Origin of the sequence: Lysinibacillus sp. NPDC093692 (assembly GCF_050280125.1) — a bacterium.
Taxonomy (GTDB): Bacteria; Bacillota; Bacilli; order Bacillales_A; family Planococcaceae; genus Lysinibacillus.
On sequence record NZ_JBNNUW010000001.1, the window covers coordinates 354,069 to 378,041 of the forward strand.

Below are 23,973 nucleotides of genomic sequence, written 5' to 3' on the forward strand. Positions count from 1 at the left end.
AAAAAGCTGAATAAATGGATTTTATCTTTACTTCAACTAAATTCTACTTACAACAAAAGCAAAGAACGTTATTAATAATATGAATAAATTAACATCTATATATTTCCGTTAAACTGCAGATGAGAACAGTGATAATATATATTGGATGTCTTTGGAGATATATCAAATTTTTATAATTACGCAGTAAAAAGTTATGTTTACGATGATAACGGATACCCACTCTCAATGATATAAAGGAGTACCTTAACAGTACCTCTCAAACTATCGTGATGATGTGCTAGGCGTGAAAGATGAAAATGGCAGCTTATTGCATCTTACACATATGACGCATGCGTAACATTTTAACGACCAGATATCATGATTAACGGCTATAAATATGCCTACAAAGAGGTGCTGAGTTTGTTTAAAAAGAAAATATTAGTCGGTCATTCAGGAGATAATGTCCAGGCAATTTTTAAACACATAAAGAGCAGTAACATTCCGTTTGAAATAGGAATCAAAGACATTTTAAAGCAATCGTCTAATAGATTCCGCTCGAAAAAAAACGATGAAGTATACATAGTGTTTTATATAATTAAAGTTCGGAAAAAATATGCGGAACAAGTAGAAGCTATCGTTGGGGAGTATGTATCGTTAGAAAATGTGAACCATGACTATAAAGTGTCGAAAAAGAAAAGTAGAAAATTAGAATCGAATGAAAAACCAAGTTTTTCATTTCTGACTCTTATAAACTCATTAGCGTTACTAACAAACGCTATCGGTAAGAATAATGGCACGAACATCGTTTCGTATATATCTTGTGCGCTCTTAATGATGACGGGTGTATTTATGGCGGCAAAATATTACGAAGAGATGCAAAAAGAATCGGGTAATTTGAGAAAAATCACAATGCTGGGGGTATTCATAGGTATTGGTGTGATAGTTTATGCTGTTTCATCCTTTTCATCTTTACTTAGATAATATTTTCAGAACAATAGGAAACAACAAAGTATACGAAAACAGCCAAAAGAAAAAACAGCTTTATGATTTATATTTTTCTTTGGATTATTTGGATGGTTGAGCTTTATTTAATCCATTATAAAAAAATCAATAAAAAAGCAGGCTTATGGGGCTTGATCACCTGTTGATTGTATTGGTGATTTTCACCTTTATTGCGATTCAATTGTATTTAGAGCTTGATCTTTTGAGTTAAAACATCAGGTTTAAAAAGGGAGATTATCACAATGTTAGAAGAACTATTAATAGCTCTACTATCAGGATACATATGCAAAAGGTCTTTACATTATGGATGAAGCTAATATTATTTCGGGTCTACTATTTTCGGTTACATTATTAAGCGTGATAATGGGTATTTTTATGAAAGAGTCGAATTCAGAAAATCCTAACTCAACAATAAGCTGTGCACCTTTTTGGGTGAATATAATTTGGGTAGTCGTTACGTATTTACCTTTTACAATTAGGAAAATAATTTATTCGTTCGTTTTAATGTTGTTAACTATTTTGTTTGGGTATCTATATGTATCTACATTTTAAGTTCGACACAGAAGAATTCCATTCAAAAAAGTAAATAGTTGGTGAAATGAAAATGAAAATGAAAAAATCATTTAAACGATATAATAGGTTATTATGGAAGATTGAGTTTTTAAGTTTGTTTCACTTTAAACAGAAAGCAATAGAACTATTATTGAAACATTTAAAACAACATGAGTATCCAATAGAAATAGAAGCAAGTGGATTAGTTCGATTAGGTCATTTATATGTGGATTTAAAGGATTTCGAACAAGCAGCAGAAATATATCATAAAGCTTATCTTTTAGCTCAGGAGTTGGAATTTCGATATAATTCCACTGAAAAAGAGATCTTAAGTATCTTTCAAAAGGCAGGTCGTCACGACTTATATGCATACTGGTATGAGGATTTTTTGAATAGAGCTAAATATGATAAGAGATTTAAAAAATTACAACGCAAATAAATTAATGCTATTTGAATTGAGTTTATATTTTATTTAGAAGCTAATAAGGAATCGGTCTCAGTGACTACATAAAGTGAGGAAAAATAATTGAAATTAAAATATCATATATATTTGTTGGAGGAGTATTCTTCTGTGAATATTCTTCAGATTCAAGAATTTATTGAGGAATTTCTCAAAAAGAAATTCAATTCAAGATGTGTCGACCCAGATTACTAAAGGTGAAATTATGTACTCTGTTCGTATGGAAACGAATATTTTTGAAGAGTTAGCATCAAAAATGTTGGATCGATTTAAATATGAACTATCTGAATATACTATGTTTCTACACGATCATTATCATATTGATAGAATTACTGATAATTATGAAATCATTCATGCAGTAATAGCTTACCAAGTAAGTGAAACCGTGTGGGAGTTTTATTACCAAGATGGTATTTTAGATGTGGCCAAAAAAACTGGTACTGTAGCAGGGGAAACTTGCTATTTATATAAATTGGAATTAGATTCTTCAGAGGATAACCTAGAAAAAAACTTGGAAAAATCCTTTGATGATTGGCTGAAGACATTCATATGAAATTTATGAAGAGTATATCTTAGCACTTACAAATAACCAAACTAAAAAATCCATCTACGGACTTATACACGAATCAGTGCCTGGAATTGGCACCTTAATCTCTATTGGTATGATGATTATTGGAGGCATCATTGTATCACTCGTTATATTAGGTGTGAAGCGTTTTATATGGAAAAGTAAATAATTTGAACCAAAACGCTTTCATAGAATATGTGCTCCATGCTCAACTTCTCACACAATTGCGATATAAAAAAAGTCGATTCCATATGCTCTGGAAATCGACTTTTTTAGGTGAAATCTGCAAAGGAAATAGGTTTTGATGTTTGACCTAATTCTAAAGATAGAATCTTACGTTCCAATTATCATCAACTAAAGTGCAGAAGGTATTGTTGTTTTAACGCTATTCTTCATATGTAAAATCGCTAGACGAGTTTATAAAACTTGCCATTTGTACTATTTTACATCTTTTGTCCACTCTGAAACTTTATCCTCGTTGTCTTTGATCCATGATTTTGCTGCCTCTTTAGGATCAGCGCCTTTCATAATATCAAACATAACACTTTCAATATCTTCTGAAGTCCAGTGGAAGTTTTTAAGAACACTATACGCTCCCGGATTATCTTCTTTCAATCCGTTACGTGCAAATGTACCAATATATTCTTCAGTTCCGTATATACCTTTAGGATCGTCTAAATATTTTAAATCAAAAGCGTTGAACTTCCAGTGCGGAGACCAACCTGTCACGATGATTTCTTCATTTTTCGCAATCGCTTGAGTAAGAGCTGCTGTCATTGCCCCTCCAGATGAGGTAACTACATTCCAGCCTTCTAGGTTTTTATATTCTTTATAAGCATTTTCCGTAGTAGCTGTCATATTTGCTCCTGGATCAATGCCAGTAATCGTTTTACCAGCTTCATCTGTTAAATCTTCGATAGAATTTACATCCATATAACTAGGGACAACTAGGCCAATTTTTGCACCTTCTAGGTTTTTACCCAAATCGTCTATTTTATCCTTATACTTCTCAACTTGAGGGGCATGCGTTTGTGGTAGCCAAGCAGACACCATGCCATCAACCTCTCCTTTGGCAAGAGCCTCCCACATAATCCCGTTATCTAGTGGTGTTAGTGTTACATCATATCCTAAATCTTCTAGAACTTGTCCAACTACGTTTGTTGAAGCAATTTCAGTATCCCACTCAACATAGGCTAAGTTCACTTCTTTTTTGTCTTTATTTTTCGTGTCTTCACCACCTGAGCCACAAGCAGTTAATACGAACATGACTGCAAAAGCCAATCCTATCTTCATTAATTTATTGAATCTCATAAGATCTCCCTTTCCTTAATATAGGATGATATGTATCTAAAAATTAACAAGTAACAACTTAAAGTTATCAAAAGGTTGTTACTTTTGTCAAATCGACTTCAATAGGTAGATTATCAATTATGCCTCGGCATAATTGCGTCCGAAATGGGCTTTGAGCTTAGGCGCATGAGGGCCGACGCAATGTCGGTTAGCTCGATAATCCACAGGACTTGGCGTTTTTACCGATGCAAAAGAAGTAAAAGTTTAATAGAAAGGAACTTCGTAGATGTTTGATACATTTCACGATATTGAGGTAAATCAAACATCCTTTGAGTTCAAAAGTACAGAATGGGGCTGAAATTGAACGAATTAAAATTTGCAAGAAAAAAGATTATCAAAATATGTTCGGAAACTAACAAATATTGATTTTAATAATTTTATCGATAATGCTATAGTTCGATTTTTAATTTAAGCATACGTATTTTATTTAAGAAAATCTTTGTACTAAAAAAACTTAACATGCTCTCAAATTCCAGCGTTCATGTATCGAGCAATTCCTTTATAATTCATACCAAGAAGGGGATGTATCGGTAATTTGATACGCCTCTTTTTCCATTTTAAACGAACGGGTGAAAGCCTTTTGCTTACTCAAGAGCTATTTGCTTAGCTCACTTTGAAAGTGCTTAGGACGTTCTATTCTACACTTAAGTATGAGGGGTTTTGCTAGTAAAATTTCAGGAAAAAGCGTTGAGAAACAACCTCTTATAATGGATTCCAGTAGATGAACTTGTATGGAGATGAAAATAAAATTTAACTCCCAAAAACAAAGAATTTTGGAATTATCAAAATATGTTCAAAAACGAACAAAAAGTGATTTTGTTTGTTTTAAAATGCCTGATATAGTGTAACTAACCTTGAAAACAAGAGGCTTTTTTCACGGTTGTACAAAATGAGTAAATTTGATGAAAATAAACCACATTTGTTGTTTAAAAGAGTATTTAATGAAAGTGAAATAATCAGTAACAGCTGTCTTATTGGCAGCTCTTATTATCTAGAGTAGTGTTGAAAAAATGTTTTCACATGTTTAGTGTCGTGAAAAACGGGAATTGAATGTATTGAAAGAGTTAAAAAAGCTTATCTAATTTCAAAATTAATAGTTGTGACACTGCTAGGATTTACTGGTGAAGGCATTGAGGTGTTTTTATGTATAATTTTTTGGATCGATTACCTTTGCAAAAGGTGAATATTCTACATCACATTTACGATGAACAGAGGCTTTTTTCAAGTTTAGAATTATCCCAGACGATGGATCTTTCTGAAAGAACAATTTTGAAAATAATGAATGAGATAGCAATTGATTTAGAGTTCATTACTGAATCTGCTGTCATCCAAAAAGAAGAGCATAAGTATTTTCAATTAACTTATAAAGATAATTTTTCTATGAAGACTGTTGAAAGATATTATTTACAAAACTCATTAACCTATAAAGCTTTTAATGAGATTTTTTACAATAAATTTTATGATGTCAATACGTTTGTTTTGGAAAACTTTACAAGCGTTGCATCCATGTATCGAAGAATAAAAAAAGTTAAGCCTTTGTTAGATCAGTTTCAATTGAAGTATACGTCTTATGAAAAAGTGAGTCTTGAAGGGACAGAAAAGCAATTTCGTTATTTTTACTTCTTGTTCTACTGGAATTCGTATTGGGGAGAAGAGTGGCCATTTACTCTAGTTTCAAGAGAAGAAATATTGGAAATAATGAAGGAAGTAGACATAGCCTATTCCGAACAAGTTTTATATTGGCTAGCCATTTGCTTATCACGCGCAAAATTAGGTTGCCTAATCGAATATCATCCAATGTATGCAAACTTTACGAACCATCATCATAACTATGAGCAATTATCGGGAAAATTACAGCATATATTTAGAAAATTTACTGATTTATCAGATGAAGAAATTGAATTAGAAACAATGTTTTTATTCTCCATCTTTAGCTGTATGCGCCGTTATCATAAAACGGATAATGCAGTAAGTTTATTGATGAACTTTGCACAGCATCATAATCAGGAATTATTTGTACAAGCAACTTTATATTGGATAGAAGTATTCATGGAGCATTTCTCCGTTAATTTAGATGTAGAAGTATATGGGGCACTCTTTATAAATTTACTACATCTTCATTATTATATTTTAACCTTTTCTGGTCCAGCTACTTTATTTAAAGAAGATCTTTACCAAAAGAGATTAGAAATGCATGAAACGGCACAAATAGAAATCATGAATCAGTTTTATGATCGTCTAATGGAAAATCAGGCCTTCGACATCGTATTTAAACGCAGGGAAATATTAATTGGCCGATATCATAAATTACTAAAACAAACAATTGATTTTGTCAATAAAGATACCATTAAAATAAAGATATTTTCAATGATAAATGATGCTCCCTATTTATTCAATCAAATACAACGTGTCTTTATCCATGTTGAGTTATGTTCTAAAGATGAAGAGGCGGAGTTAATTATAACGGATCGCTTATACTTAACTATTAAAAAAGACATCGAAGATATATTTGTATGGAATTCAGTTCCTTCAAGAAGCGATTATGAAAGGTTATCTAAAAGACTACACGAAATCTATTTTACTAAGTATCAACACCAAAATAAGTTATTATTGAAAACTTTATTAAGTGAAGTGTAAAGAAAATTAATGGAGGTTGATTCATGTTTTGGAAAAGTAAAAAGAAAGAGATAGAAAACGGCATTATATTACTTGAAAGTACTATAAAAATGGATATTCAAAAGGGTAGTGAAGTAGAGAAACAAATAACAATGCTTCATTTTTCAATAGAAGAGCTACAAGTAATTAAAAACTTACAGCCATTTGTAGAAGAAAAAATCGATGATATTGTTAATCTTTTTTACAAGAATCTCAGTTTGGAAGAATCTCTACTAACACTAATTAATAATAATAGTTCGGTAGATGCTTTGAAGGAGACTTTAAAATCACATATTTTAGAAATGTTTTCAGGAATAATTAATGATAAATATTTTTTGAAAAGGACTAGAATAGCACAAATGCATGTGAAAATTGGTCTCCAGACAAAATGGTATTTATGTGCTTTTCAAAATTTGTTTATAACGATTATTGAGATGATCGAAAAGAATATTTCTGAAAAAGAATTTTATTATGCTAGTGTAAAAGCACTTTCAAAACTATTTAATTTAGAGCAACAAGTTGTTCTTGAAGAATATGATAGAGAGATAAGTAGAATTAAAGAAAAGTTAGATGGACAGGCGGAACAGACTAAAATTCAAGTTATGAATTCTACTGAAAATTTAGCATCAATTTCAGAGCAAACTAACGCAGCATTTCATGAATTACATATTCATTGCACAAAAATGGTGGAGATTACGAATGATGGAAGGGAGTTATCTGCTTTAGCAGAGGAGAGAGCTCAAAATGGGAAATTTCAAATAAGTAGACAGGATAGCAATATGAAGAATGTTCATGAGGCTGTTCAAATAATCTCCAATGATATAGAAGAATTGTTAAAGATAACGAAGGAAGTTCAAGGCATTATTGATATTGTAACGAAAATAGCAGATCAAACTAATTTATTATCGCAGCAATTGAAGCAGCAAGGGCCGGCGAAGATGGAAGAGGATTTGCAGTTGTAGCGGATGAAGTTAAAAAATTATCAGAAGTAACAAAAAAATCAGTCTCAAATGTAGCTCATTTAATTTTATTTACTGTATCTAAGGTAGAAAAGTTATCAGCTTCACTGGACATGATTAATCAATCTGTTCAAGACGGGGAACAAATTATGAAACAAACAGACATATGTTTTGAGCAAATATTACAATCTATGCAAGAAACACAAAAAAATAATGAACATTCACAAGAAGAGATTAATGTTTTTGCTAATGTTGTCAATGAATTAGGTAAAGCATTTGAAGAAGTTGCATTGTCGGCTGACCGACTTGCTAGTTTTGCTAATGAATTAAACAATGGATAAGGGGTCTTCTAAATGTGTGAAAAAATACCGAAGGAATTAACATATTATTTAAAACTAGGTGATGCTGTTGTAATTGTTGATGAAAATCAATTAATTATCGATGTTAATCAACAATATGAAACGATTACCGGCTGTAAAAGAGAATTTCTTATTGGATTACCAGTTGAAAGTTTAAAATCGAGAGTAACGCCATTTGTTATGTATAAATCGATAAAAAGTACATTGAAAAAAGGACTGCCATGGTCTGGGGCAATGGTTCATGTTAACAAATCTTTAGAGCTAAGATACTCATTCATAACGATTACGCCAATTGAAATAGAAGAAATTATTTATTATATAGGAGTTATGCGCTTAGCAGAACAACTAGTGATAGATGAAGTGAATCAGAAGAAAGTAGAGCAAAAGGAGCTATTTCAGTTGTTAGCCCTATCAAGTGAAATGCGCGATGCAAATATAGCAGAACATCTTTTGAACGTGCAAAATTTAGCAGAGGAATTGTTGCTAAGCCTCTTTGAAGATAGAACTTATAATTTATCATTAGAGTATGTTAGTAAAATTATAGAATACAGTGTTTTACATGACATAGGAAAATCGGGAATACCAGAATCAATCCTGTATAAAACTGGACCACTAACATTCTATGAGAAAAAAATAGTGAAGATGCATCCTCTTATGGGTGTAGATGTATTGAATAAACTGTCTAATGAAATGAACAATAAAGTTTTTGATGACAAAAAAATAGCAGAGAATATTATTAAATATCATCATGAGAACTGGGATGGAACAGGCTATCCAATGGGGTTAAAAGGAGAAGAAATTCCTCTTGAAGCGAGAGTAATATCTATAGTAGATGTTTACGACGCTTTAGTTAGTGATAGAGCTTATAAAAAAGCTTGGACAAAGGAAGAAGCTCTTTCTTATTTAAAAGAACAGAAGGGTACTAAGTTTGACCCTAAATTAGTAGAAGTGTTTATCGAAAAAGTTATTCAAAAAGATAGTATTTTTCTGTAATCCGATTTGGATATATAGGGGGAAATGTAACGTATAATTTCCATAATTAATCATTTTTGTTAAAAACAATTAGGTTGATAGAAATTTTAGATGCCATTTATATAAGTTGATTCTCGTTACAACTAGGCGACCCCTTTGGAATTAGCAATAGAGGAAACACCTCCTGTGATAAACGTCCTCTGACCAATATCGTGTTGTTGTTGCTGTCGCTTCGCTACGCTTTCGCACAGATAAAATGTGTTGGACCGATACCATAGGGAATCGCACAGTCGGAACGGAAATCAACATTAGGTTATGGCGATCAACCAATTTTATTATCAATATAAATTAAATGTATCTAAGGTGGAGAGATAAATGAAGTTTTATAAAAATGCATCTTTGATTGGGAAGTTCGGAATATTCAATTCGATTGTGTTAGTTGCACTTGTCATTATAGGGTTTACTGGCATAATGGGTGTTGAAAAAATGAATGATAATGCGACATCCTTATATGATGAAAATTTAACTTCTATCTATTTATTAAGTAACATTTCAACGAATCAGCAAAAAATAACGAATCTAAAGTTCAAAATTTTCTTTTACTCACAAGATATAGATGAAAAAATTCAATATTATGAAGAAATCGCAACTATTGAAGAAGAAATTGGTCAATCCTTTAAAGATTTAAAAAAAGTAAACATGGGTAGTGAAGAAAAAAAATTACTCAAGTATTTGGAAGAAGTAAATCAAAGTTATGAAGATATATTAGAATCCAGTTTTCAACAAGTTACCTCTGATGCGACAGAAGTGGATGCCAATGTATTATTAGAACCGCTATTTGAAAAAGAAAGGCAAAGAGATGATTTGATGGAGCAATTAGAAACAACAACTATTAAAAGTGCCGAATTGAGCAATGAAAAAAATAATGGTACATATAAGAGAACGTTGTATCAAAACGGTATTATTATGCTTATCGCTCTACTATTTAGTATAAGTATTCTAATCTATTTAAGTAGGTATGTTAAAAAAGCAATCTCCAATATTCAGGATGTTGTATCTGGGGTTGAAGATGGTGATTTAACGCGACATGCTGAGGTATTATATCCAGATGATCTTGGGAAAATTACGCAAGGTTTGAACCATTCTGTTACACATATTCGGGAACTTGTTTCTAATGTGAATAGTACCTCAACACAAATGGGAAGTTTAAGTGAAAATTTAAGTGCAACTATTGAGGAAATTACTGCTTCAATGAATGAAATTGATACAAACTCAAAGGAAGTCGCAATGGGAAGTACTACATTAGGTGCAACAACTGAGCAAATAAACGCGACTGCAATTGAAGTGCTTGATAGTACGGAAAAATTAAATGAGAAAACCAAATATAGTCTTAATTTCTCACAAGAAGTAAAAGAGAGAGCCATTGATATTAAAGAAACAGCTATTCAAGCATTTAGTACAGCTCGTAATCTATATGATGACAAACAAAAGTTAGTTTTAGAAGCGATTCAAGCCGGACAAATCGTATCTGAAGTAAAAGTAATGTCTGACACAATAGCAGATATTGCAGATCAAACGAATTTGTTAGCATTAAATGCAGCGATCGAGGCTGCCAGAGCAGGAGAGCAAGGTAAAGGTTTTGCAGTTGTTGCTGCCGAAGTACGAAAATTAGCTGAACAATCATCTGAAACCGTTCAAAGAATACAAATTGTTACAAGTGACGTAGAAAAAGCATTTAAGAATGTATCTACTAATGCTCAAGATTTATTACACTTTATAGACGATAAAGTAACACCTGATTATGAACTATTCCAAAACAGTGGAATTCAATATGAAGAAGATGCTATGTACTTTAATACATTAATAACTGAAGTGACAACATTTGTTGGAACGATGAAGTACTCTATGCTAGAAATACAAAAAGCGATTGAAAATGTATCTACAGTCGCGATAGAATCATCAGATCATTCAAATGGAATAGCAAATAGTATTTCAGAAACATTACAAGCTATACAGCATGTAGCAGAATCATCCGTTCAAACTGCAAGTATCGCTGAAAAAATATCTCAACAATTAAATAATTTCAAGCTATAGAATAGGAAATAGTACCCGCGTGACAAGACGTTGAATAAGGTTAATTTAAGTCTCCCGCGGGTAATCCCATTCCCTCCGTAAGCAATTCCATTCAAAGTATGAATGAACAAAAAATTTTTCCTTTCATATCATATGTGAGAATGGATTTTAGTTTATTGAGGAGGAAAGGAATGCATTGGATAGCCATCATTCTTATTGGGATAGCTGCCAACTTAGATAATTTAGGAATTGGTCTCGCTTATGGTATTAAGCGAGTGAAAATACCCGTATTATCCAATGCGGTTATTGCCCTTATTTCAATGATCGTCACATACGTTGCAGTTACAGCTGGGGGCGTAGTTATTGATTATGTCTCTCCAGATTTCGCAAATTTAATAGGAAGTCTTTTGCTTTGTGTTATTGGGATATGGACTTTATTATCTAGTCGCTTATCTAAACAAGGAATATTAGAGAACCCTGAAGTATTTGATGAGGATAAAAATTATATCATTTCATTTAGAGAAGCAATGACGCTCGGCTTTGTCTTATCAGCCAACTGTTTAGCCGGCGGAATAGCACTTGGAGCCAATGGTATTTCTGCAATATGGACAGTAATTTCTATCGGTTTCTTTTCGTTCATAACAGTAGGCGCGGGTGTTCACTTTGGCGGTTTACTGACAAAGACATTCATAGGAAAACACTCAACCGCTATTTCGGGTTGGTTACTAATTATTATAGGGATCATTGAAATGATTTCTTGAATATACTAGATTTCTAGTTGAGATTAATGAATAGAAAGAGGCTTTTCTATTAAAAATAGGAAATATCACATGTTTTTCATGTGATATTTTCTTTTTTAAAGGTAATTTTGACATATTGAGGACAAGTTTGGATTTGTTGTTGACATTCACTGGCATTAACACGTATTCTTGGTAATAGAGATTCAATTGAGAATGATTTTCATTCCGAAGGGTACTTTCAATCATGTTTTTACGGAATTGAATTTTTCTATTATTTTAGAGGAGGCGTACAACACATGAAGAAATTAATGATGTTCGTTATGCTTGTAACTTTGTTTGTATGTAACTTTGCGTTACCGCAAGCGTCTGCCCAACTAGCTGACGGCACACATTCGATACAATATCAGGTCAATAAACCTGAAAGTAACTCTGTATCCATTGCGAATGATTATTTTCTAAAACCAGCAAAGGTCACATTGAAAAATGGGACAGCTACTGTACAAATTACATTGAAAAATAGTGCATGGATTACAAAGTTCCAACCACCAGGTGGAGCAACTGTAGTAAGTGAAGATAAAGCAGCTGATACTCGTACCGTACAATTTACAGTGAAAGATTTAACGAAACCAGTTGTAACTGCTATGAAAATTGATATTGACGATATTAATTATCATCACGAATACAGTGTTTCACTAGTATTTGATGCGGTATCTGCAGGAAGCGCAACAGTAGCAAAAGCATCTGAAACAAAAACGACTGATGCTTCAACGAAATCATCTGATTCGAAAGCGACTAATGCTCCAACAAATTCTTCTGAAAGTCATGTGCCGAACCCACAAACAAGCGATGCAACACCATATGTATTGATTGTTGCATTAGCTGGATCAGCATTTTTACTTTATAGAAAAAAACTACAAACAAAAACGGAGGGTCAATAATGGCTAAAAAACGTCAATCACGCGCAACAAAAATAGTACTAGCTTCATTGTTAGCAGCATCACTTTCAGTACCATCATTTGCATCTGCAAAGGTAGCTGATGTAACGACTACAAATACTGAAGTAAAAGCAGAAGCTACTAAATCTGAGAATACTGGTACTATTGTAGATTTCCAAACTTTTAAGCCTGGAACAACAGAACCACAACCTGCAATTAGTTCTCATCTTGTAACACAAGGTACAATCGTTGAAAAGGATGGGAAATTTGAGGCGAAATTAACGGTAGCAGCAAAATCTGCCCCAATGATCGCAGGTTTACAAACAAAGCAAGGTGATAAGTTTGTAGATGCTACTGAAGTGAAAAATGCAGATGGAACAATTACATATAGTTTTCCAGTGGTAGCTGGCGAAGTATTGTCAGCGAAAATCCACGTTGTCGTAGCTTCAGCTAATATGGACAAGTGGTATGATTTTGATTTAAAAGCAGTAGAAAGTGGTAAGTCTGAAGAGGTTAAAGAAGAAGTTAAAGTAAATGAAGTGGCTGTCACTGTTTACAAAAACGGTACTTCTGAAGAATCGATTATGAAGCAATATATTAAATCAAAAGTAGATGTATCAGTAGTAAATGGTAAAAACATCGTTACTATGACGTTCCCTCAAGGTCAATATGTTAAAGGATTCAAAGTAGAGGGAAAAGAAGCGACTTTAGTAAGTAAAGACGATGCAACAAATACAAGTAAGTACTCATTTGAAGTGGCAGACTTAAAGAAACTTGTGAATGCACAGTTGCATATTGTTGTAAATGAGCCAGACAAAGGCGTGAATTATGACTCGAACCACCAAGTTCAATTTAGTTTTGCTGTGGAAAACGCAGTGAAACCAGTGGTGAATCCATTTAAGGATATTAGTAATGATGCTAATAAAGATGCAATTCTAGCATTATATAGCAAGGGAATTGTTAAGGGTCAAGATTACTTTAAACCAAATGACAATATTACACGCTCTCAATTTGCGTTAATGATTGCTCGTTCATTAAATGTAACTTCTACAAAAGATGCTGGATTTAAAGATACAGCGAAGCTTGACGCAGAACGTGTACAAGCAATTAATGCTTTAACTGAAGCTGGAATTGTTATGAAAGCTGAAAAATTTAATCCAAATGACACACTTACTCGTCAACAAGCTGCAGTGATGATTTACCGAACAGTAACGCATGTTGCAGGAAAAGAAATGAACTATGGTGATCCAAGTTTGTCTTATTATGCTGATGGTGCAACTGTTAAAAGTGAAGAAGCGAGAAAAGCATTTGCGTTTTTATATGCAGGTAAAATCATGACTGGATCTGCCGATGCTAAAGGTAAGACTGTTATTAATGCAAGCAGTCCATTAAAACGCGCGCATATGGCAAAAATTTTAAATGGCTCATTACAATACATGAATAAATAATACGGTTACAGCAACTTCCTTTCTCACTTAATCGAGGAAGGAAGTTACTGTGTTCTTAAAGAAATTGGAGGAATTTACACAGTGATTAACAATAGAAAAATATTTCGAGTATTCGTGTTGAGTACTATTTTACTGATGTTTCTCCCTCCATTTGTATGGCTTCAGGCAAAAGCTGAAGAATCTGTATTAGAAAATGGGAGCTATCAAGTTGAACTAAGTTTTTCATCTCTAGATGGAGGGAAAGACAATATTTTTAGTGAATTGGCGACAATTGATGTGAAGAACGGTCAATATAGCTTGAATTTAACTATAAATCAGCCATTGAGTATAAGAGATATACATATCGACCAGCTGGAAAATGAGCTTTCGTCAAACGTTCAGACTGAAAATTTAGTTCAATTTGATGTCAAGGATTTACATCAGCCTATTTTCATTAAAGGCAAGATGGCACTTTCAGCCTCTGAGGAATATTTCCCTTTTTCCCAGGAGCTTCAATTACAATTAACAACCCTTTCAATAATTGGACCTAAGGATGAGGAAGTTATTCCGGAAAACGATAGTAAAGAATCTCTTTCAGAAGAAGTCTATGATAAGGAATGGTCAATGAATTACGTACTATTAGTAGATGGAAAAAACGAACAATCCATTATGAATACATATGTAAATCCTATTGCAAAAATAAAAGAAAAAAACGGCAAATATTATGCCCACATGACAATTTTAAAATCTAATTGGATAACAGGATTAACTGTAGATCAACAAGGAAATCAAGTGGAACCAAAGCTTATTTCACTTGTAGACAATACAAGAATTGTTGAATTTGAAATTAGTAATTTTGAAAAGCCAATACGACTGTGGGCTAAAGTTGATATACCTGATATTTCTTATCACCATCAATATTTCGTAAATCTAAAGTTCGATCCACAACAAGTAGCAAAGTTTCTAAATAAGCCTTCTACAAAAGAACCCTCTAAGCAAGTAGTGAGTGAAAAGCTACCTGTTATTGTTAAAGAGGAAGTGAAAAAGGCACCTGTTATTGTTAAAGAGGGAATGAAAAAGGTAACAGAGGTAACACAACAAGAGACTGCGGTCAAACAGCCTCAGACGTCACGACCACTGCCATCATTTCAGCCTTCATTAACTGTGCCTAAGGAGGAGCGGTTAGCATTTGACCGTACGCTTGATGCGCCTATTGAGGATGAAGAAGACGACAAGAAAGCTGATGTTAAAGAAGAAACCCCCAAAAAAATAACGAAGGATTCTAAAGTCGATCAGCAGCTTGCTCGGCTGAACATTGTAAAGATAGTATTGCTAGTAGTAACTTGTCTTTTATCGGGCTTATTGCTCGTTCGCCGTTTTAAAAATTCAAGAAAAGATGTGACGGAACAGAAATAAGTAGGAGATGACTTTATGCGAAAGAATTGGAAATGTAGGTTGCTCATGATGGCGCTTATGACATTACTTTTGGCAGTCGCTGGCTGTAGTGATGGAAATAAGCAACAAAAGTCAGAGACACCTACGGAAAAAGCACAACCATCAGCTGAAACAACTGATGAGAATGAACACCGTATTATTGCAGGAACGGTCGTTATTGCAGACATTCTAGATAAGCTTGAATTGGACGCTATAGCAGTGCCTGAAACAGAAAAAAAAATAGCTAAACGCTTCGATGAATTGCCTACTATCGGTAATGCAATGGAGCCAGATATGGAGATTGTTAAATCATTAAATCCAACAGATGTGTTATCAGTTTCAACGTTGGAGTATGATTTACAAGATAAATTCAAGCAGCTAAAAATACCGGTACACTTTTTAAACTTTCAAAGTGTTGATGCTATGCTTTCCGAAATTAAAACACTTGGCGAACGCTATAATCGTATAGAACAAGCTGAGAAGTTAGTGAATGGATTACAAAAAAATATTGATGCTGTTCAAACAGTTGCAAAGAACAAAGAGGGACCTCGTGTATTAATTTTACTTGGCATTCCGGGTAGTTATTTAGTTGCAACTGAAAACTCCTATGCAGGAGACCTTGTGAAACGTGCAGGTGGTATTAATGTGATGGAGGGGCAGGACGCTGAATACTTGTCTTCGAATACTGAGTACTTGCATAGTAGTAACCCTGATATTATTTTACGTCTATCACACGGTATGCCAGATGAAGTAGTAAAAATGTTTGATGAGGAATTTAAAACGAATGATATATGGAAGCATTTTGACGCAGTAAAAAACGGCAAAGTCTATGATTTAGAGGAAGAATTGTTCGGTACTACAGCTTCATTACAAGTGCCACAGGCTTTAGGACAGCTAATGGAAATCTTCTATCGTAAATAGAAACTAGAAATGTCGCTCGTATCGCAAGCATAGCCTTGTTATAGAGCGCTTTTCTTATATATGTTTTAAGCAAAGTTGTAGATGTACATATAACATGATGGAATTTGAAAAGAAAAGGGAAGTCCGGTATGACAAAAAAAATTGTAAGCTTTTCAATTGTAATTGTATTATTACTTGTTTCAGCAGTTTATGCAGCAACAACAGGTAGCATTAAAATGGGCTTTTTTGAATTTATAGGTGCATTATTTGATGAAGGAAATAGTCAAATGGAGGCTATCCGGGATTTGCGATTTCCACGAATCATTGTTGCATTGTTTGCTGGTGCAGCACTTTCGGTTTCAGGGGTACTATTACAATCAGTGATGCGTAACCCGTTAGCGGATGCTGGAGTTATTGGGATATCTTCAGGAGCGGCATTTGTCCAGCTCTTTATTATTTCCTTCTTTCCAGCACTATTTTTTATGACACCTGTATTAGCATTTATGGGTGGGGCATTTGCCTGCGCACTCGTCTTTGCGTTGTCATGGAAGTCAGGTTTAAGTCCGTTGAAGCTTATTTTAGTCGGGATTGCTATAAATGCAATGTTCACGGGGTTAACAGAGACTTTCATTAGTTTAGGAGGCTCATTGAATACTTCTGCTGCCAGCGTTATAGGTTCAAACTTAACGATGCGTACGTGGAAGGACGTATCAACAATTGTTACTTATGGTACTGTCGGATTAATAGCTGCCTTTGCGTTATATAGTTGGTGTAATCTGCTAGTATTACAAGACAAAACAGCGAAAAGTCTAGGCTTTCATGTAGCTCGTGCTCGTCTATTAATAGCAGCTGTCGCGGTACTATTATCAGCTGTTTCCGTTGTCGTAGCAGGAGTTATTTCGTTCGTCGGTCTGTTAGTGCCACATATTTCTCGTCGTTTAGTTGGACATGATCATAAGGTGCTTATACCTTTTACAGCATTAGCTGGAGCTTTATTAATATTAGTGGCAGATACGATTGGTCGCACAATGGCTGCACCCCTTGAAATACCAGCTTCAACCATTATGGCGATTATCGGTGGACCATTCTTAATATTCCTATTACGAAAAGAGTGAGGAAACATGGAAATACAAGATATTATCGTATCGCATGATAATACTCGAAATCATTTAGATGGTGTATCGACGACCATTCAAAAGGGTAAAATCACAACGATTATCGGTCCAAACGGCTGTGGAAAATCAACATTATTAAGTGTTATGTCCCGCAACAATATACCGATATCGGGGAATGCATCTTTAGAAAACAAGGATTTGGTGCACTACAAGCCAAAAGAGTTTGCAAAAAAACTCGCGATTGTCTATCAGCAAAATGATGCGCCAAAAGATTTAACAATAGAAAAATTAGTGAGTTTTGGACGTTTACCACATCGTACTATGTTAAAAAGAAATGAAGAGGAAGATGCCGAAGCTATTGAATGGGCACTTACTTGCACGAACTTACTAGAAAAAAAAGATACCGATTTAGAGGCTTTATCAGGTGGGGAACGTCAGCGAGTGTGGATTGCTATGGCTTTAGCACAGCAATCTGAAATTTTATGTTTGGATGAGCCGACAACATATTTGGATATTTATTATCAAATTGAGTTATTGGAGCTTGTAAAGGCGTTAAATGAGGAACATAGCTTAACAATCGTTATGGTACTTCACGATATAAATCAGGCGATTCGCTATAGCGATCAAATCATTTTGATGAAAGCTGGACAAATAATAGCTGAGGGAGCACCACGTAACGTCATTACAAAGGAAGTTATTAAAGAAGTCTATGGTGTTAAAGCTATTTTCAATGAGGATGAGCAGCATGGATTTTACATGGTCCCTCTTGGAATATAACTGGTGATACGATGAAAAAATGGACATCTAAGTTTTTAACATTTATATATTTAGCTATATTCTTATACTCAGGCTTTGCATTAGCCAAGTACTTATACACGTACTATGAGACTTCAAAATCACTGGAAGAAGTACAAACGATTTATCAATCAACATTGGCTTCTTTAGAAGATGAAGTGGAAGAAAGCTCATCAACGCCATTCACAATCCGTCCACAATTCAATGATTTACTATCGGTAAATAAAAATATTGTTGGTTGGATTTCTGTAGACGGGACAAAGCTCAATAATCCTATCCTACAAGCTGAAAATAATGATTTTTATTTAGATCATAATTTTAAAGATCGAGAAAGTCGTGCAGGCAGTGTATTTATGGACTATCGTAATAATGTGCAGGATCTAAACCAAAATACTATTTTGTACGGCCATGCTATGAAGAATAGTACGATGTTTGGGAGTCTTAAAAATTACTTAAATCAGCAATATGCAGACGAACATCCTGTCATTTATTTAGACACTCTGTATGAAGGCTATGATGTCGAAGTGTTTGCTGCTTATGAAACAACAATTGATTTTTATTATATTGAAACAGAATTTACGAGCAATGATACATTCCTAAAATTCACAGACGAAATTCAAACACGCTCTGCAATCGAAATGAATATAGAGATTGGACCAGAAGACAAAATTCTTACGCTATCCACTTGTAAGGATTCTGTCTTGAGTGACGACCATCGTTTTGTCGTCCAAGGTAAATTAGTGAAACGCTGAGATAAGGAGCTTCCCATTTCATTGGGTGGCTTCTTTTTTATTTATATATTTCCGAGTTGGAGAAATCGCTCAGGTAATACGAAGAACCGCTAAGGTAGAATAATCTTGGAAAATAAATTACTTAACTCAAAAAACGTGATACCTTGAATTTTAAAAAAATTATTAAAAAATAACTTGACGTAAGTAAATTATTAATGTACAGTAAGTTACATAAAGTAATTAATTACTTTTCGTAACTATTATGTATGAAAGAAGTAACTACAAATGTTTATCCGTTAAATTTTGGGGAACATAATTAATGTAGTTGCTTCATATTTTAACATATATCTCGAATTCGAGATAAAAATAATTTTATTGGAGGAATTTAAAATGGCAAAATGGAATATTGATTTAGGACACTCAGCAATTAACTTTCAAGTAAAGCACATGATGGTATCAAAAGTGAAAGGTGTATTCGATACTTATTCAGCAAATATTGAAGCGGCAGATCTTGCAGATTTAACAACAGCAAACATTAGCTTTACAATTGATGCAGCAAGCATTAACACACGTAGTGAAGATCGTGATAATCACTTAAAAGCAGCAGATTTCTTCGATGCTGAAAAATATCCAACAATCACATTCAAATCAACAAACATTACAAAAAAATCGGATGATGAATTTGCGATTACAGGTGATTTAACAATTAAAGACGTAACGAAATCAGTAACATTTAATACTGAATTTAATGGTAAAGGTACAAATCCATGGGGCCAAGAAGTTTATGGCTTTGAATCTGCGACAACAATCAATCGTGAAGAATTTGGCTTAACTTGGAATGCTGCATTAGAAACTGGCGGTGTTCTAGTAGGTAAAGACATCAAAATTGCAGTTGAACTGGAAGTAAGCCCAGCTTAACATTTGTAAAATGTGTTCGATACATATCGGGCACATTTTTTTTGTTCACCACCAAAAGCTCTGGATGACTTTTGTTAAAACGTCTCTTCGTAACGGCTGGGCGACTCCTTGGGGATTAGCGATATAGAGGAACGAAGGCTAAAAGCATCACGTCCTGTGATAACGCCTTCGTGACCAACAACAAATGATTTCTGTAGCGAAAGCAAAGCGCCCAGCTGGAACGGAAATCAACCACACGTTTTGATGATGATACATTTTTTGTATGAGAAATGTTCCCGAAAAATAACACGATAAATATGTTACTTGCATAATTTTAGTAATTACTGCATATAAAACATCATATAGTTTTTGGGGGCGATGGGATGAATGTATTAGTGACAGGTGGATATGGTTTTATTGGTAGTGCAGTCGCAAGGCGTTTTTTTAAAGAAGGTGCAAATGTTTATATTATTGATAATTTAAGTACAGGCCATTTACGTAATGTCGACTTTGAGCATAAATCTTATCTTTTGAATGTGGAAGATGAAGTTTGTGAGCATCTCTTTAGAGAAACATCATTTGATGTGGTCATTCATTGTGCAGCGCAAACAAGTGTCCAAAAATCGATACAAGAACCAGTAAAGGATGTTTTATCGAATATTGTAGGGCTTAGTCAGATGCTCTTCTTATCGTCAAAATATAAGGTAAAGCATTTCGTTTTCGCCTCGTCGGCAGCTGTTTATGGAGATAGTCACTATCCTCCAATAGAAGAAACAGATGTTAGTGAACCGATTTCGATGTATGGATTAAACAAAAGTATTGGTGAGTCTTACTGCGAGAAATGGCAAAAAGATTACCGTTTACCAACATTAATTTATAGATTTGCTAATGTATTCGGTCCAGGACAACGTATGCAGGGCGAAGCAGCGGTTATTCCTTGTATGCTAAAAAGCAGTATAGAAGAAAAGCCCTTTACAATTTATGGAGATGGAGAGCAAACACGAGATTTCATATATGTAGAGGACATTGCGGATGCTATTTACGCCGGTGTACAGGCTAGATTACAAGGCATTTATAATGTATCAACGAATGAGGCATGGTCGATTCATCAAGTCATTTTATTATTGCAGCATTTAAATCATCCTTTAGAAATTCAATATGCTCCTGCAAGAGAGGGAGATATTGAGCATTCGTTTTTAAATAATGAAAAGTTAGCAAAAGCAATAGGGTGGAGGCCAAAAACTTCATTTGCGGAAGGTATAGAGCGTACATTGCAAGCGTTACAAGATGAAAAGATAGTAGAAATATAAAAAGTTGTACACAAAAGCTTAGTAGTTAAAGATCACCAACATGATAAAGGCGATTTACTCTTTCATAAAGGGAAAATCGTCTTTTTATAATTTAAATTACTGGTGAAAACTTATCATTCATCCTAAAGTGTGCATTTTATAATTGGAATTACGCAGGGTCATCAACAAAACGTGGTTGATTTCCGTTCCAGCTGGGCGCTTTGTAGCTGCCGCTACGCTTTCGCACAGATAAAACATTTGTTGTTGCTGTCGCTACAGAAAACATTTGATGTTGGTCACGAAGGTGTTATCACAGGACGTAATGGTTTTAGCCTTCGTTCCTCTTTCGCTGATTCCCAAGAAGTCGCCCAGCCTCCACTCCATTCAACTTATATGTATAGTATAGGTTTTACCAAAAGTCATCCCAAACTTTTGGTGATGACCATTACACGGAGTAATAGTTGTTTTTTTAGGCTATAGTATAATTATCTTTTAAAAGGAATGTTATGGAATTGAACGGAGGCTTGCAAATATGCTAGTAGATTTTAGAGTGAAAAATTGCCTGAGTTATAAAGAGGAAACACTATTTTCAATGGTTGCGGGAAGCCGTATTCGTAAATTAAAGGACACACATACGATGAAATTTGACTCGATATGCCTTGTGAAAAGTGCCTTTATTTTCGGACCAAATGGAAGTGGGAAATCGAACTTATTCACGGCTATAAAAATTTTACGTTCTTTATTGTTTAACTTTGAAAATCTGAATAATGTTAAACAACTACGTTTGCCCTACCAGCCGTTTAAGTTAGGAGGTCAGCAAGGGAAACCGACTGAATTTATGATTTCATTATTCATAGATGGGGTACTGTACGATTATGAGGTTCAATATAATGCTTCACAAGTACTTTATGAAGGGTTAACTAAAACGACAAAATCTTTGAAAGAACAGCTCTTTAATAGACAATGGGATGGAACAGAATATTTGTATGAAACTGCCGAAAGCACAGCGCAAGAGCTGACAAAATATACGCGTAATAATACAGCGTTCTTATCAGTATTAAATGTCTTTAATGACCCAGATGCTACGAAAATATTTGATTGGTTTTTACATAAAATATTGTTTTTAGATGAAGCGAATCGGTTATCAAGTCATCCACTTATTCGTAAACTTGAAGAGGAGCCCTTTAAAAAAGAAGTGATGAAGTTGCTAAAAGTTGCAGACTTTTCTATTCAAGATGTGACGGCAAGACGCGTTGAGCGTAGAGAGAAAAATACGATTGGCTATGATTTTGACACGCCAGAGGTTATTCAAGAAGTGGATATCGATTTGCACTATTTATCGTTCGATGAAGCAGGTGCGCCAATCGGGACAGAGACGATCAATTGGACGATGGATTCAAAGGGGACAGTCCGTATGCTGCATTTAGCATGTGTCATGGTAGATGCATACAATAAGGGGAAGACTATTTTTATAGATGAATTTGATACAGCATTTCATGTGTCCATCTGCGAATTTTTAATGGCCATTATGAACAGCAAGCGTAACGTTACGAATCAATTTGTTGTCACAAGTCATGAAATTGATTTATTAGACCAGCCATTACGTTCCGATCAAATATGGTTTGTAAATAAAAGCTTTAAAAATGAATCCGAATTATACTCTTTATTTGATTTTGCAGATTTGCAAAAGAAACGTGGAGATATTTCCTATGCCAAGCGTTACTTAAAAGGAGAATTTGGGGCTACACCGGTTATTAATGAATATTTATCAGATCAATATTTAACTTCTTTCAACGGGTATCCAAACACCCCGCTAAAATAGAGGAACTCAGTCGAAGAACGCCAAGTCCGGTGGCAATTTATCTGTGCGACAGCCGAGGCATAATTGATAGGAAGTGGGAGGTGTCTGAGCAGTGAGAGTACGTCAACAAGGGAATCGAACACTGCGTAAAACCATTTTAATTTATTGTGAAGGTGAAACCGAACGCATTTATTTTGAGCAACTGCGTATTTTAAAGCGCTCCAAACTGGTAAGTGTCAAAATAAAAAACGTTAAACGTTCGGCTATTAAGCTTGCGCAGCATGCCTATCGAGATTCAAGCTATCAATATTTTGATGAGGTTTGGATTGTTTTTGATAAGGATGATTTAACCGAAAAGCAATTAGAGGAAGTGAATGACTTTTGTGAGGAGAATAATATTCATATTGCCTATTCAAATGAAGCGTTCGAATTATGGCTACTATTGCATTTTGAAGAGGTCGATATGTCTGAAAAGTATCCTCGTGCAGTATTAAATGACAAAATGGAGCAGCATCTTGGGATAACACGTTATATTCGTCATAAAGCGGATGAATCTGTCATTGCTCCTATCGCACTTCGACATGAGGTTGCTATTAAAAATTGCACAGATATGATGGCACTTCGCAAGACAGAAAGCCGTGATAATCCTTATTGCAACATACATGAAATGATACAATACATATTTTAACTTCTTTCAGCGGGTGCCCAAAAACCTGTTGTTTTTATATTTCAGCACAAAGAGGTGTGAATAACAATTATTAAAAGTATGACATATATTAAGTTGATCTTCGTTACGACTCGGCGACTCCATTCAATGCGACAACGACAATTAAGATTTATTTATCCACAATTCAAAATGTAGATAAATAAATTTGTTGTATTGGGGAATAAATAACACCAGAAGCCATGACAATTAAACAGTACATATGAACGTTCTAAACCTATAAATGATTGAAAAGGGTGTTTTGTATTTGATTTAG

Annotated in this window: 21 protein-coding genes; 20 read left to right on the top strand and 1 reads right to left on the bottom strand. The window is 34.3% G+C overall.

Features of this window, described 5'->3' with window-relative positions:
* The first annotated feature begins 399 nt into the window (after positions 1-399).
* From ACQKN4_RS01565 to ACQKN4_RS01575, 3 genes are all read left to right on the top strand, one after another.
* Positions 400-960, top strand: coding sequence for a hypothetical protein (locus tag ACQKN4_RS01565; RefSeq protein WP_427481874.1), 561 nt, complete (start codon positions 400-402; stop codon positions 958-960).
* A 625-nt stretch (positions 961-1,585) separates the two neighbouring features.
* Positions 1,586-1,972: a hypothetical protein gene (locus ACQKN4_RS01570; RefSeq protein WP_427481876.1), complete on the top strand. Its 387-nt coding sequence runs from the start codon at positions 1,586-1,588 to the stop codon at positions 1,970-1,972.
* A 196-nt stretch (positions 1,973-2,168) separates the two neighbouring features.
* On the top strand, positions 2,169-2,546 hold the full coding sequence (locus ACQKN4_RS01575; protein ID WP_427481878.1) for a hypothetical protein: 378 nt from the start codon (positions 2,169-2,171) through the stop codon (positions 2,544-2,546).
* Positions 2,547-2,999: 453 nt separating this feature from the next.
* Here the strand turns inward: ACQKN4_RS01575 and ACQKN4_RS01580 are convergent, their stop codons facing one another.
* On the bottom strand, positions 3,000-3,872 hold the full coding sequence (locus tag ACQKN4_RS01580) for a glycine betaine ABC transporter substrate-binding protein (RefSeq protein ID WP_079559592.1): 873 nt from the start codon (positions 3,870-3,872) through the stop codon (positions 3,000-3,002).
* A gap of 1,182 nt (positions 3,873-5,054) precedes the next feature.
* Here ACQKN4_RS01580 and ACQKN4_RS01585 point away from each other — a divergent pair.
* The 17 genes from ACQKN4_RS01585 (at position 5,055) to ACQKN4_RS01665 (ending at position 23,681) form a co-directional block, all read left to right on the top strand.
* On the top strand, positions 5,055-6,548 hold the full coding sequence (locus tag ACQKN4_RS01585) for a helix-turn-helix domain-containing protein (protein ID WP_427481881.1): 1,494 nt from the start codon (positions 5,055-5,057) through the stop codon (positions 6,546-6,548).
* A 23-nt stretch (positions 6,549-6,571) separates the two neighbouring features.
* Positions 6,572-7,528: a protoglobin domain-containing protein gene (locus tag ACQKN4_RS01590; protein WP_427481883.1), complete on the top strand. Its 957-nt coding sequence runs from the start codon at positions 6,572-6,574 to the stop codon at positions 7,526-7,528.
* Positions 7,480-7,866 (top strand): methyl-accepting chemotaxis protein, encoded by a 387-nt coding sequence (locus tag ACQKN4_RS01595; protein WP_427482142.1) that lies wholly within the window; start codon positions 7,480-7,482, stop codon positions 7,864-7,866. Before ACQKN4_RS01590 ends, ACQKN4_RS01595 begins: the two co-directional genes overlap by 49 nt.
* Positions 7,867-7,878: 12 nt before the next feature.
* Positions 7,879-8,877 carry an HD domain-containing phosphohydrolase gene (locus ACQKN4_RS01600; RefSeq protein WP_427481885.1) on the top strand — a complete coding sequence of 333 codons (999 nt, stop codon included), beginning with the start codon at positions 7,879-7,881 and terminating at the stop codon, positions 8,875-8,877.
* A 354-nt stretch (positions 8,878-9,231) separates the two neighbouring features.
* A complete protein-coding gene (locus ACQKN4_RS01605; protein WP_427481887.1) occupies positions 9,232-10,950 on the top strand; it encodes a methyl-accepting chemotaxis protein in 1,719 nt (572 codons plus the stop codon).
* 170 nt (positions 10,951-11,120) lie between these two features.
* Entirely contained in the window at positions 11,121-11,690 is a 570-nt protein-coding gene (locus ACQKN4_RS01610; protein WP_079559596.1) for a manganese efflux pump, read from the top strand.
* A 275-nt stretch (positions 11,691-11,965) separates the two neighbouring features.
* Positions 11,966-12,607 (top strand): heme uptake protein IsdC, encoded by a 642-nt coding sequence (gene isdC / locus ACQKN4_RS01615; protein WP_427481890.1) that lies wholly within the window; start codon positions 11,966-11,968, stop codon positions 12,605-12,607.
* Positions 12,607-14,052: an NEAT domain-containing protein gene (locus ACQKN4_RS01620; protein WP_427481892.1), complete on the top strand. Its 1,446-nt coding sequence runs from the start codon at positions 12,607-12,609 to the stop codon at positions 14,050-14,052. The genes isdC and ACQKN4_RS01620 overlap by 1 nt, the downstream gene beginning before the upstream one ends.
* A gap of 81 nt (positions 14,053-14,133) precedes the next feature.
* A complete protein-coding gene (locus ACQKN4_RS01625) occupies positions 14,134-15,447 on the top strand; it encodes an NEAT domain-containing protein (RefSeq protein ID WP_427481894.1) in 1,314 nt (437 codons plus the stop codon).
* A gap of 15 nt (positions 15,448-15,462) precedes the next feature.
* A complete protein-coding gene (gene isdE / locus ACQKN4_RS01630) occupies positions 15,463-16,386 on the top strand; it encodes a heme ABC transporter substrate-binding protein IsdE (RefSeq protein WP_079559600.1) in 924 nt (307 codons plus the stop codon).
* A 128-nt stretch (positions 16,387-16,514) separates the two neighbouring features.
* Positions 16,515-17,480 carry a FecCD family ABC transporter permease gene (locus ACQKN4_RS01635; RefSeq protein WP_079559601.1) on the top strand — a complete coding sequence of 322 codons (966 nt, stop codon included), beginning with the start codon at positions 16,515-16,517 and terminating at the stop codon, positions 17,478-17,480.
* 6 nt (positions 17,481-17,486) lie between these two features.
* Positions 17,487-18,257, top strand: coding sequence for an ABC transporter ATP-binding protein (locus ACQKN4_RS01640; RefSeq protein ID WP_427481897.1), 771 nt, complete (start codon positions 17,487-17,489; stop codon positions 18,255-18,257).
* An 11-nt stretch (positions 18,258-18,268) separates the two neighbouring features.
* Positions 18,269-19,027, top strand: a complete 759-nt coding sequence (gene srtB, locus ACQKN4_RS01645) for a class B sortase (protein WP_427481899.1) — start codon at positions 18,269-18,271, stop codon at positions 19,025-19,027.
* Positions 19,028-19,396: 369 nt separating this feature from the next.
* Entirely contained in the window at positions 19,397-19,924 is a 528-nt protein-coding gene (locus ACQKN4_RS01650; protein ID WP_079559604.1) for a YceI family protein, read from the top strand.
* A gap of 362 nt (positions 19,925-20,286) precedes the next feature.
* Positions 20,287-21,213: an NAD-dependent epimerase/dehydratase family protein gene (locus ACQKN4_RS01655; RefSeq protein ID WP_079559605.1), complete on the top strand. Its 927-nt coding sequence runs from the start codon at positions 20,287-20,289 to the stop codon at positions 21,211-21,213.
* A 511-nt stretch (positions 21,214-21,724) separates the two neighbouring features.
* Positions 21,725-23,014 (top strand): AAA family ATPase, encoded by a 1,290-nt coding sequence (locus ACQKN4_RS01660; protein ID WP_079559606.1) that lies wholly within the window; start codon positions 21,725-21,727, stop codon positions 23,012-23,014.
* Between the two features lie 91 nt (positions 23,015-23,105).
* A complete protein-coding gene (locus tag ACQKN4_RS01665) occupies positions 23,106-23,681 on the top strand; it encodes an RloB family protein (protein WP_079559607.1) in 576 nt (191 codons plus the stop codon).
* The last annotated feature ends 292 nt before the right edge of the window (positions 23,682-23,973 follow it).